The 11926-nt window shown below is 70.2% G+C and carries 11 protein-coding genes; all 11 read right to left on the bottom strand.

What is annotated here, in order from left to right:
- Window positions 1-17 precede the first annotated feature (17 nt).
- A complete protein-coding gene (locus tag ABT123_RS14620) occupies window positions 18-2444 on the bottom strand; it encodes a RelA/SpoT family protein (protein ID WP_351313273.1) in 2427 nt (808 codons plus the stop codon).
- Between the two features lie 256 nt (window positions 2445-2700).
- Window positions 2701-3252, bottom strand: a complete 552-nt coding sequence (locus tag ABT123_RS14615) for an adenine phosphoribosyltransferase (RefSeq protein ID WP_351313272.1) — start codon at window positions 3250-3252, stop codon at window positions 2701-2703.
- Window positions 3249-4322 carry a protein translocase subunit SecF gene (secF, locus tag ABT123_RS14610; protein WP_351313270.1) on the bottom strand — a complete coding sequence of 358 codons (1074 nt, stop codon included), beginning with the start codon at window positions 4320-4322 and terminating at the stop codon, window positions 3249-3251. Before secF ends, ABT123_RS14615 begins: the two co-directional genes overlap by 4 nt.
- A gap of 1 nt (window position 4323) precedes the next feature.
- Complete coding sequence (gene secD, locus ABT123_RS14605) at window positions 4324-6144, bottom strand: protein translocase subunit SecD (protein WP_351313268.1); 1821 nt, start codon at window positions 6142-6144, stop codon at window positions 4324-4326.
- A 155-nt stretch (window positions 6145-6299) separates the two neighbouring features.
- The gene (gene yajC, locus ABT123_RS14600; RefSeq protein WP_351313487.1) at window positions 6300-6767 is read right to left on the bottom strand and encodes a preprotein translocase subunit YajC; all 468 of its coding nucleotides are present in this window, start codon (window positions 6765-6767) and stop codon (window positions 6300-6302) included.
- Between the two features lie 164 nt (window positions 6768-6931).
- Window positions 6932-7993, bottom strand: coding sequence for a Holliday junction branch migration DNA helicase RuvB (ruvB, locus tag ABT123_RS14595; RefSeq protein WP_351313267.1), 1062 nt, complete (start codon window positions 7991-7993; stop codon window positions 6932-6934).
- A gap of 251 nt (window positions 7994-8244) precedes the next feature.
- The gene (gene ruvA / locus ABT123_RS14590; protein WP_351313265.1) at window positions 8245-8880 is read right to left on the bottom strand and encodes a Holliday junction branch migration protein RuvA; all 636 of its coding nucleotides are present in this window, start codon (window positions 8878-8880) and stop codon (window positions 8245-8247) included.
- Window positions 8877-9416 carry a crossover junction endodeoxyribonuclease RuvC gene (ruvC, locus tag ABT123_RS14585; RefSeq protein ID WP_351313263.1) on the bottom strand — a complete coding sequence of 180 codons (540 nt, stop codon included), beginning with the start codon at window positions 9414-9416 and terminating at the stop codon, window positions 8877-8879. Before ruvC ends, ruvA begins: the two co-directional genes overlap by 4 nt.
- Before the next feature lie 111 nt (window positions 9417-9527).
- On the bottom strand, window positions 9528-10280 hold the full coding sequence (locus ABT123_RS14580) for a YebC/PmpR family DNA-binding transcriptional regulator (protein ID WP_351313261.1): 753 nt from the start codon (window positions 10278-10280) through the stop codon (window positions 9528-9530).
- A 57-nt stretch (window positions 10281-10337) separates the two neighbouring features.
- Window positions 10338-10928, bottom strand: a complete 591-nt coding sequence (gene pdxT, locus ABT123_RS14575; protein ID WP_351313259.1) for a pyridoxal 5'-phosphate synthase glutaminase subunit PdxT — start codon at window positions 10926-10928, stop codon at window positions 10338-10340.
- A 12-nt stretch (window positions 10929-10940) separates the two neighbouring features.
- On the bottom strand, window positions 10941-11861 hold the full coding sequence (gene pdxS, locus ABT123_RS14570) for a pyridoxal 5'-phosphate synthase lyase subunit PdxS (protein ID WP_351313257.1): 921 nt from the start codon (window positions 11859-11861) through the stop codon (window positions 10941-10943).
- Window positions 11862-11926 lie beyond the last annotated feature (65 nt).

The following is an 11926-nucleotide window of genomic DNA, read 5'->3' as shown; positions in this document are numbered from 1 at the left end:
GGTCACGGCCTCCTTGGTCACGGCCTCCTCGCCGAAGTCACACGGTAGACGTCGTACACGCCCTCCACACCCCGAACGGCCTTCAGGACGTGGCCCAAATGCTTCGGGTCGCCCATCTCGAAGGTGAAGCGGGAGGTGGCCACCCGGTCGCGGGAGGTCTGGACGGCCGCCGAGAGGATGTTGACGTGCTGGTCGGAGAGGACCCGGGTGACGTCGGACAGCAGGCGGGACCGGTCCAGGGCCTCGACCTGGATGGCGACCAGGAAGACCGAGGACTGGGTGGGTGCCCACTCGACGTCCAGGATCCGCTCGGGCTGCTGGGACAGCGAGTCCACGTTGACGCAGTCCGCGCGGTGAACCGATACGCCGCTGCCGCGGGTGACGAAGCCGATGATCGGGTCGCCCGGCACCGGGGTGCAGCAGCGGGCCAGCTTGACCCAGACGTCCTCGACGCCCTTGACCACCACGCCGGGGTCGGCGTTCGCACGGCGCTTGCTGCGGGTGCGGGACGGCGGGACGCTCTCCTCGATGTCCTCGTTGGCGGCCTCCTCGCCGCCCATGGCCTGGACCAGCTTCTGGACCACGGCCTGCGCCGAGACGTGCCCCTCGCCGATCGCCGCGTACAGCGAGGAGATGTCGGGGTAGCGCATCTCGTGGGCCAGGGTGACCAGCGAGTCGCCCGTCAGGATCCGCTGGATCGGCAGGTTCTGCTTGCGCATGGCCCGCGCGATGGCGTCCTTGCCCTGCTCGATCGCCTCGTCGCGGCGCTCCTTGGAGAACCAGGCACGGATCTTGTTGCGGGCCCGCGGGGACTTGACGAAGCCGAGCCAGTCGCGGGACGGGCCGGCGCCTTCCGCCTTGGAGGTGAAGACCTCGACCAGGTCGCCGTTGTCCAGGGTGGACTCCAGCGGGACGAGCCGGCCGTTGACCCGGGCGCCTATGGTCCGGTAGCCGACCTCGGTATGGACGGCGAAGGCGAAGTCGACCGGGGTGGCGCCGGCCGGCAGCGCTATCACGTCGCCCTTCGGCGTGAAGACGAAGACCTCGTTGCGGGACAGGTCGAAGCGCAGCGACTCCAGGAACTCGCCCGGGTCCTCCGTCTCCTTCTGCCAGTCCAGCAGCTGCCGCAGCCAGGCCATGTCGTTGACGGTGTCCTGGCCGGCGCTGCCCTTGGCCGCCTTGGGGACATCGGTACGGATCTTGGAGCTGCCGGCGACGGTCTCCTGCTTGTACTTCCAGTGCGCGGCGATGCCGTACTCGGCGCGGCGGTGCATGTCGAAGGTGCGGATCTGGAGCTCGACCGGCTTGCCGCTGGGCCCGATGACCGTCGTGTGGAGCGACTGGTACATGTTGAACTTGGGCATCGCGATGTAGTCCTTGAACCGGCCGGGGACCGGGTTCCATCGCGCGTGGACGGTGCCGAGGGCCGCGTAGCAGTCGCGGACGGTGTCCACCAGGACGCGGATGCCCACCAGGTCGTAGATCTCGGCGAAGTCGCGGCCCCGCACGATCATCTTCTGGTAGACGCTGTAGTAGTGCTTGGGTCGGCCGGTGACGGTGGCCTTGATCCGGGCGGCCCGCAGATCGGTCTGCACCTCGTCGGTGACCACGGCGAGGTACTCGTCCCGCTTGGGCGCGCGCTCGGCGACCAGGCGGACGATCTCGTCGTACATCTTGGGGTAGAGGATCGCGAAGGCGAGGTCCTCCAGCTCCCACTTGATGGTGTTCATGCCCAGCCGGTGGGCCAGCGGGGCGTAGATCTCGAGGGTCTCGCGGGCCTTCTTCTCCTGCTTCTCCCGCTTGAGGTAGCGCATGGTGCGCATGTTGTGCAGGCGGTCGGCGAGCTTGATGACCAGGACCCGGGGGTCCTTGGCCATGGCGACGACCATCTTGCGGACGGTCTCGGCCTGGGCGGCCTCGCCGAACTTGACCTTGTCGAGCTTGGTGACTCCGTCGACGAGGAGGGCGACGGCGTCCCCGAAGTCGCGTCTGAGCTGTTCCAGGCCGTACTCGGTGTCCTCGACGGTGTCGTGGAGCAGACCCGCCATCAGGGTGGCCGGGTCCATGCCCAGCTCGGCGAGGATGGTGGTCACCGCGAGCGGGTGGGTGATGTACGGGTCGCCGCTCTTGCGCTTCTGGCCGCGGTGCCAGCGCTCGGCGACCTGGTAGGCCTGCTCGATCTGGCGGAGCGTCGCGGTCTCGATCTTCGGGTCGTTGCTCCGGACTATCCGCAGCAGGGGTTCCAGCACCGGGTTGTACGGGTTGGAACGCTGGACGCCGAGACGGGCGAGCCTGGCGCGCACCCGGTTGGAGGACCCGGCGGACTTCAGCGGCGCGGGCCGGACCGGCGGCGCGGGCGGCTTGGGCGCGGCGGCAGCCGCCTTGGCCTGCTCGGCCTTCGGGTCGGGCTGCGCGGCGGAGATGGGCTGGACCTCGTCTGGCAAGAGCGCTCCTCTGGGGGTCCCGGACGGAGTCCGGGGGAGGATCCGGGGCCCCGGTCAGGTCCGGATAACCCATGGTAGCGAGCCCGGCCGCATGGCGTTCGCCTGGCTGCGGTACGGGCGGCTCCCGGGGGCGGGCGCCGGGTGGGGCCCGGGTCCGGCCCCGGTCCGGCCGGGGCCCGCGGGAACGCCGAAGCGGCGGGCACCCCCGTTCGGGGGAACCCGCCGCTTCGGTCGGCCGTACCCGGACCGGCCTGCGTCAGACCACGATCAGCGCGTCCAGCGGGGCACCGGCCAGGGCCGGCTCCAGCCGGGCGCGGCCCGGCAGGAAGGACAGCTCCATCAGGACGGCGAGCCCGGCGACCTGCGCGCCCGCCCGCCGGATCAGCTCCAGCGAGGCTTCGGCGGTGCCGCCGGTGGCCAGGACGTCGTCGATGACCAGGACCCGGTCCTCGGCGGCCAGCGCCTCGGCGTGGATCTCGATCTCCGCGGTGCCGTACTCCAGCTCGTACGACTGGGCCAGCGTGGCCCCCGGCAGCTTGCCGGCCTTGCGGACCGGCACAAAGCCGATGCCCGCCCGGACGGCCACCGGGGCGGCCAGGATGAAGCCGCGGGCCTCCAGGCCCACGATCTTCGTGGCCCCGCAGCCGGTGGCGATCTCCACCAGGGCGTCGGTCAGCGCGGCGAAGGCCTGCGGGTCCGCCAGCAGCGGGGTGATGTCCTTGAACATCACGCCCGGCTTGGGGTAGTCCGCGACATCCGTGATCCGGCTGAGCAGCAGCTCCCGGGTCTCGTCGGCGAGCGCGGTCACCGGCGGCGTCCCGTCGCACGGCCGGGCCGGCCCTGCGCCACGACCTCGGCCGCGTTCTCGGCCTCGTCGGTGTCCTCGGCGTCCACGCTCTGACCCTTCGCCGCGGCGGCGGCCCGCTTGGCGAGCACCCGCTTCTTCAGCGCCTTCATCGCCGGCTCGCGCTCCTTGAAGTCCACGACCAGCGGGGTCGCGATGAAGATCGAGGAGTACGCACCGGCCGCGAGGCCGACGAACAGCGACAGCGAGATGTCGTTCAGCATGCCCGCGCCCAGGAAGCCGCCGCCGATGAACAGCAGCGCGGCGACCGGGAGCAGGGCCACCACCGTGGTGTTGATGGAGCGGACCAGGGTGCCGTTGACGCTCTTGTTGGCGAGCTCGCTGTAGGTGAAGCGGGTCTGCTTGGTGATGTCCTTGGTGGACTCCTTCAGACCGTCGAAGACGACGACGGTGTCGTAGAGGGAGTAACCGAGGATGGTCAGCAGACCGATGACGGTACCCGGGGTGACCTCGAAGCCGACCAGCGCGTAGATGCCGACGGTGATGGTGAGGTCGTGGATCAGCGCGATCAGCGCCGCCACGGCCATCCGCCACTCGAAGGCGATGGCCAGGTAGATCACCACGAGGACCATGAACACGCCGAGGCCGGTCCAGGCCTTGTTGGCGATCTGCTCGCCCCAGCTGGGGCCGACGAGGTCCGCGTTGATGTCCTTCTCGGACACCTTGAGGTCGCCGGCGAGCTGCTTCTTCACATCGGCCGCGGCGTCGGTGTCCAGACCGGAGATCTGGATGCGCAGGCCGCCGGTGCCGAGCTCCTGGACGATCGCGTCGTGGCCGGAGGCCTTCTCGGCGTCCTCGGTGGCCTGCGCCACCGAGACGGCCGTCTTCGGGGTGGTGAAGACGGCACCGCCCTTGAACTCGATGCCCATGTTGAGGCCCTGAACGGCCAGGGCCACGATCGCCGTGATGGTGATCAGGATGGAAACGCCGTACCAGAGGAAGCGCTTGCCGACGAAGTCGTACCCGACCTCACCCTTGTACAGCTTGGCGCCGAGGTCTCCCAGCTTCGACATCTCACGCCTCCTTTACGTCGACGGGGGCGGAGCTGGCGGCGGGGCGGCGGGACCGGCGCAGCGGCGGCTTGGCGCCGAGCCGCTTCGGGTCCAGCCCGGACCACGGGTGCCCGCTGGAGAAGAACTTCGTACGCGCCAGCAGGGTCATGACCGGCTTGGTGAAGAGGAACACCACGACCACGTCGAGCAGGGTGGTCAGACCCAGGGTGAAGGCGAAGCCCTGCACCTTGCCGACGGTGACGATGAAGAGCACCGCGGCGGCCAGGAACGACACGAAGTCGGACACCAGGATGGTGCGCCGGGCGCGCGGCCAGGCACGCTCCACGGCGGGCTTGAGGGTGCGGCCCTCACGGATCTCGTCGCGGATGCGTTCGAAGTACACGATGAACGAGTCCGCGGTGATACCGATGGCCACGATCGCACCACAGACGGCGGGCAGGTTCAGCGCGAACCCGATGCCCTTTCCGAGCAGCGCCATGATCGTGTAGGTGAGGATCGCGGAGACCATCAGCGAGACGACGGCGAGGATCGACAGGCCGCGGTAGTAGACCAGCAGGTAGATCACGACGAGGGCGAGGCCGATGGCGCCGGAGATCAGGCCGGCCTTCAGCTGCTCGCCGCCGAGCGCGGCGGTCACGGTGGTGACGCTGTCCTCCTGGAAGGACAGCGGCAGGGCGCCGTAGGACAGCATGTTGCCCAGGTCCTGGGCGGACTGCTGATTGAAGCCGCCGGAGATCTGGGCGTTGCCGCCGGTGATCGCGGAGCTGACGGACGGGTCGGAGATGACCTCACCGTCGAGCACGATGGCGAACTGGTTCTGCGGGGACTGCTGGGTGGCCAGCTGGCCGGTGACCTTGGCGAAGGCGTCGGAGCCCTTGCCGTTGAACTCCATGGTCACGATCCACATGCCGGTCTGCGGGTCGATGACGCCCTTGGCGGTCTTGACGTCCTTGCCCTCGACACCGGCCGGGCCCAGGATCCACTTGCTCCAGGGCGCGTTCTCGCCCTTGTCGCGCTGGCCGCAGGCGACGATGGTGTCGCCCGGCTTGGCACCCTTGCCGGCGGTGGCGCGCTGGTCTTCCTTGGAGCAGTCGAGCGCGGCGAACTTGGCCTGGATGTCGGCGACGGCAGGGTCGACCGACGGGGTCGGGGCCGGGGTGGTCGCCTTGTCGTCTGCCTTCTTCGACTGGCTCGCCGAGGGGTTCGGCGAGGGGGTGCCGGTGGCCTTGAGGGCCTCACCGATGGCACGGCCCTGCGAAGTGGCGCTGGACGACGGGCTGGCGGGCGGGCTGGACTTGCCGCCCTTGTTGTCCCCGGCCTTCGGGGTGCCGGAGGCACTGGCCGACGGGCTCGGGGCGCCGCTCGGCGCACCGGAGGGCTTCGCCGACGGCGTCGGCTCGGGGGCCGCGGCGGCGTCCTGGTAGGCCAGGACCGGGCGGAAGTACAGCTGGGCGGTCGTACCGACCTGCGCGCGAGCCTGCTTCTCGTTCGTCCCCTTGGGGATGTTCACGATGATGTGGTCGCGGCCCTGGGTCTGGACCTCGGCCTCCGAGACGCCGAGACCGTTGACGCGGCGCTCGATGATCCCGACCGCCGTGTTCATGTTGGTCTCGTTGATCGCGTTCGGCTTGCCGGGCTCGTTCTTCGCCTTCAGCGTGATGCTCGTACCGCCGGCGAGGTCGATGCCCAGCCGGGGCGTCGTCTGATTGGAGATGAACATCCCCGCGGTGAGCGCCACCATCGCGATCAGGATGATGGCCAGGGCGCGCCCCGGCCTCCCCTGAGCCCCCGTGGGCCGCCGGCCCTTCTTCGGTGCTGCCACCTTGTCGTATCTCCCTGTCCAACCGTCCAGCGCTCAGGTCAGCGCGCGGACGGCCACGAAATGTGTGGTGGGGACCCCTGCCCCCCGCAGAAACGGGTCACCGACCGGGACCGTGCCGACCGCCGGTCAGGCGGGCCCGGTCCCGGCCGCGTGCGCTACTTCGCGCCGGTCTCGCCGTCGGTCTTGCCGTCGGTCTTCGGCTCGGCGTCCTTGGGCTCGTCCTTCTTGCCCAGGTCGAGCTTCTTGGCCTCGGCCTCGTCCGCGGCCTTGTCCTCGGCCGATTCGATCAGCGAGGAGGCATCGTCCGGGACGACCGGCGTGTCGATGGTCAGATCATCGGGCGCACCGTGGACGATGCGGTTGTACTCCTCGTCCTCGAGCACGGCGCCGATGGCGTTCTTCGCGTAGATGGCATGGACACCGGGGGCCACCTCAAGGGTGACGGTGTCGTCGCCGATCTCCTTGACCGTGGCGTACATGCCGCCGATGGTCCGGACGCCGGTCCCGGGCGTCATCTGATCGCGCATCTGGACGGCCGCCTGCTGCTTCTTCTTCGCAGAGCGGGTCATCAGGAACATCGCCCCGATGAGCACGATGAACGGGAGGAAGGTCACGAGGTTCACGAGACGAAGATCCTTCGCACGACCGCGCTGGAAGGCGGCCTTTTCTACGGGGGTGGGCATGCCGACCTGCACAGTCGGCATCGGCGGAGTCTAGGCGAGTCCGCACCGATGGAACAACGCCCAGCATGTCACCGGTGTTCCGCAGGGGTCGATCCTCCGCGCCGTCAGGCTCCGAAGAGCCCGGGTTGTCCGGTCTGCGCAGCGGGGGGTACGAGTCCCAGATGTGCCCAGGCCGCAGGGGTCGCGACCCGCCCCCGGGGGGTACGGGCGAGCAGCCCCTCGCGGACCAGAAAAGGCTCGGCAACCTCCTCCACGGTCTCGCGCTCCTCCCCCACCGCCACCGCGAGGGTGGACAGGCCCACGGGCCCGCCGCCGAACAGCTTGAGCAGGGCCTCCAGCACCGCCCGGTCCAGCCGGTCCAGCCCGCGGGCGTCCACCTCGTACACCTGGAGGGCGGTGGCGGCCACCGCACGGGTGATGACGCCGTCCGCCTTGACCTGGGCGTAGTCGCGGACCCGGCGCAGCAGGCGGTTGGCGATGCGGGGGGTGCCGCGGGAGCGGCCGGCGATCTCGGCGGCGCCGGCCGGGTCGATCTCCACGTCGAGCAGCCGGGCGGAGCGGTGGATCACCCGCTCGAGCTCCTCGGGGGCGTAGAACTCCATGTGGCCGGTGAAGCCGAAGCGGTCGCGGAGCGGCGGCGGCAGCAGGCCGGCCCGGGTGGTGGCGCCGACCAGGGTGAAGGGCGGCAGCTCCAGCGGGATCGCGGTGGCACCGGGCCCCTTGCCGACGATCACGTCGACCCGGAAGTCCTCCATGGCCATGTAGAGCATTTCCTCGGCGGGCCGGGACATCCGGTGGATCTCGTCGAGGAAGAGGACCTCGCCCTCCTGGAGGGAGGAGAGGATCGCGGCGAGGTCGCCGGCGTGCTGGATGGCGGGGCCGGAGGTGATCCGGATGGGCGCGCCCATCTCGGCCGCGATGATCATGGAGAGGGTGGTCTTGCCGAGACCGGGGGCGCCGGAGAGCAGGACGTGGTCGGCGGTGGCGCCGCGCTGGCGGGCCGCTCTGAGGACCAGGTCCAGCTGCTGCCGGACCTTTTCCTGGCCGACGAACTCGCCGAGGTCCTTGGGGCGCAGGGCGGCTTCGACGGCGGTGTCCTCACCATCCGCCGAGGCGCCGACCAAGCGCTCCGCGGGTGCGGTGTCCGGCTCGTCGTCCCAGTTCACTGTGTCTGCCTTCTCGTCGTGGTGCGGTCGTGTGCCGGCGGGGGCCGCTGCGCGGAGCCTTCCCCCACCCCGCCCCTTCCCGAAACTGGGGGCAAGCCCCCAGACCCCCGTCCGGCGCTTCGCGCCGGGGCGCTCAAACGCCGCGCGGGCTGGAAATGCCGCTGCGCGGCATTTCCAGCCTCGCCGGCGCGGGGTCTGGGGCGGAGCCCCAGTTTCGGGGAGGGGCGGGGTGGGGGAAACGCCCCGCAGGGCTATCTGGCGCGGTTCAGGGTCTGGAGGGCCGCCCGGAGGAGCTGCGGGACCGGAGCAGCGCCCGATGCCGCGATGGCTGCCTCCGCCTGCGGGGTCACGGCGGTGACCGCATCCTCTGCCTCCCGCGACGCATAGCCGAGGCCGATCAGGGCCGAGGCCAGCTGTTCGGTCCACGGGGCCGGGCCGGCCGCGGCGGCGCCGCGCTGTGTGCCCACCAGGCCGCTGCTGCCCAGCGGAGCCCCCAGCTTGTCCCTGAGCTCCAGCAGCAGCTTCTGCGCGCCCTTCTTGCCGATTCCGGGCACCGCCGTCAGCGCCTTCTCGTCACCCGTGGAGACGGCCAGCCGCAGCGCGTCCGGGCTGTGCACGCCCAGCATGGCCTGGGCGAGCCGCGGCCCGACCCCGCTCGCGGTCTGGAGCAGCTCGAAGACCTGGCGCTCGTCGTCGTCGGCGAAGCCGTACAGGGTGAGGGAGTCCTCCCGGACCACCAGGGAGGTCGCCAGCCGGGCGGGCTCGCCGGTCCGCAGGCCCGCGATGGTGTTCGGGGTGCACTGGACGGCCATGCCCACACCGCCGACCTCGATCACGGCCGTGGTGGGGGCGAGGGCGGCCACCGGGCCGCTGACGAAAGCGATCATGCGCTTCGGCCTTTCGAGGCGTTCGAGGCGTGCAGGGCTACGGCCTGCTGCAGGCGGTTCTGGGCGGGGGCCCGCCAGATGTGGCAGATGGCGAGGGCGAGGGCGTCGGCGGCGTCGGCGGGCTTGGGCGGGGCGTCCAGCCGCAGCAGCCGGGTCACCATGGCGCCGACCTGGGCCTTGTCGGCCCTGCCGCTGCCGGTGACGGCCGCCTTGATCTCGCTGGGGGTGTGCAGGGCGACGGGTATGCCGCGGCGCGCGGCGCACAGCATGGCAACGGCGCTGGCCTGCGCGGTGCCCATCACCGTGCGCACATTGTGCTGGCTGAACACCCGCTCCACGGCGACGAGTTCGGGCTGGTATTCGTCCAGCCAACGCTCGAGGCCCTGCTCGATCCCGACCAGCCTGAGCCCGAGGTCCGCGTCCGCGGAGGTCCGTACGACGCCCACGCCCAGCATCCTCAGGGGACGGCCGGCGACGCCCTCGACCACACCGACACCGCATCGGGTCAGTCCGGGGTCCACCCCCAACACACGCACGTGTCCCGTCCCTTCGTTCAGCCTTTTGTGCAGGCTATCGGGTGCCACTGACAACGCAGCGGGCCGACGGGGTGTGTCCCCGTCGGCCCGCCGTCGGTCGTGCTCGCGGCCTTACGCGTCGACCTTCTCCATGACCTCGTCGCTGACGTCGAAGTTGGCGAAGACGTTCTGCACGTCGTCGCTGTCCTCCAGCGCGTCGATCAGCTTGAACATCTTGCGCGCGCCCTCCTCGTCCAGCTCGACCTGCATGGTCGGGACGAAGCTGGACTCGGCCGAGTCGTAGTCGATGCCGGCGTCCTGGAGGGCGGTACGGACCGCGACCAGGTCGGTTGCCTCGCTGATGATCTCGAAGTTCTCACCGAGGTCGTTGACCTCCTCGGCGCCCGCGTCGAGCACCGCGTCGAGGACGTCGTCCTCGGACAGCTCGGCCTTGGGCAGGACGACGACGCCCTTGCGGTTGAACAGGTACGAGACCGAGCCCGGGTCGGCCATCGAGCCGCCGTTGCGGGTCATGGCCACCCGCACGTCGGACGCGGCGCGGTTGCGGTTGTCGGTGAGGCACTCGATGAGCACCGCGACACCGTTCGGACCGTAGCCCTCGTACATGATCGTCGCGTAGTCGACGCCGCCGGCCTCGAGACCGCCACCGCGCTTGACCGCGGAGTCGATGTTCTTGTTCGGCACCGAGCTCTTCTTGGCCTTCTGGATGGCGTCGAAGAGCGTCGGGTTGCCGTCCGGGTCGGCGCCGCCGGTACGGGCCGCGACCTCGATGTTCTTGATCAGCTTCGCGAAGAGCTTGCCGCGCTTGGCATCGATCACGGCCTTCTTGTGCTTCGTCGTAGCCCATTTAGAGTGGCCGGACATCCGCCTGTCTCCTTCGCGTAACCAACAGTGTTCGTCCCTGATCCTACCGGGGTGCGTTCACACCCCCGCGCGCACCATGTCGACGAAGTACGCGTGGACGCGATCGTCGCCGGTGAGTTCGGGGTGGAAGGAGGTGGCGAGCACGTTGCCCTGGCGCACGGCGACGGTGTGGCCGTCGTACGTGGCGAGCACCTCGGCGGCGGCGCCGACGGACTCCACCCAGGGGGCCCGGATGAAGACGCCCTCGACCGGTCCGCCCTCGATGCCGGCGAAGTCGATCTGTGCCTCGAAGGACTCGTTCTGCCGTCCGAAGGCGTTCCGGCGGACGATCATGTCGATGCCGCCGAGCGTCTCCTGGTCCTCACGGCCGTCCAGCAGCTTGTCGGCGAGCATGATCATGCCCGCGCAGGTGCCGTAGACGGGCATGCCGGCGCGGACCCGCTCGCGGAGCGGCTCCAGCATGCCGAAGAGGACGGCGAGCTTCGACATGGTCGTGGACTCGCCGCCGGGGATGACCAGGGCGTCGACCTCGGCGAGCTCCTCGGGGCGCCGGACCGGCCTGGCCACGGCGTCCGCCGCGGCCAGGGCGATCAGGTGCTCCCGTACGTCGCCCTGGAGGGCCAGGACGCCTATCACGGGGTTGTTCATGGGAGTGGTGCCTTACCAGCCGCGGTTGGCGTAGCGCTCGGCCTCGGGCAGGGTGTCGCAGTTGATGCCGACCATGGCCTCGCCCAGGTTGCGGGAGGCGTCCGCGATGATCTTCGGGTCGTCGTAGAAGGTGGTGGCCTTCACGATGGCGGCGGCGCGCTTGGCCGGGTCGCCCGACTTGAAGATGCCGGAGCCGACGAAGACGCCCTCGGCGCCGAGCTGGCGCATCAGGGCGGCGTCGGCGGGGGTGGCGACGCCACCGGCGGAGAACAGCACGACCGGCAGCTTGCCGAGCTCGGCGACCTCCTTGACCAGCTCGTACGGGGCGCGGAGCTCCTTGGCGGCGGCGTACAGCTCGTTGTTGTCGAAGCCGCGCAGCTTGGCGATCTCGTTCTTGATCTGGCGCAGGTGGCGGACGGCCTCGACGACGTTGCCGGTGCCGGCCTCGCCCTTGGAGCGGATCATGGCCGCGCCCTCGGCGATGCGGCGCAGGGCCTCGCCCAGGTTGGTGGCGCCACAGACGAAGGGGGTGGTGAAGGCCCACTTGTCGGAGTGGTTGACCTCGTCGGCCGGGGTCAGGACCTCGGACTCGTCGATGTAGTCGACACCGAGGGACTGCAGGACCTGGGCCTCGACGAAGTGGCCGATGCGGGACTTGGCCATGACGGGGATGGAGACGGCCTCGATGATCTCTTCGATCATGTTCGGGTCGGACATCCGGGCGACGCCGCCGTCCTTGCGGATGTCGGCGGGGACCCGCTCCAGGGCCATGACGGCCACGGCGCCTGCGTCCTCGGCGATCTTCGCCTGCTCGGCGTTGACCACGTCCATGATCACGCCGCCCTTGAGCTGCTCGGCCATGCCTCGCTTGACGCGAGAGGTGCCAATCGCCGAGGACTCAGCGGACTGCGGGTTGGTGGGAAGCGTGCTCACGGGGTGACCTCACTCGAAGGAAGACGTCTGTACCGCAGGGGTACGGCTCTACTCGGCTGAGCAAA

Source organism: Streptomyces sp. NPDC002054 (genome assembly GCF_040296685.1).
Classification (GTDB): Bacteria; Actinomycetota; Actinomycetes; order Streptomycetales; family Streptomycetaceae; genus Streptomyces.
This window is presented reverse-complemented; position numbering and strand designations above follow the sequence as displayed.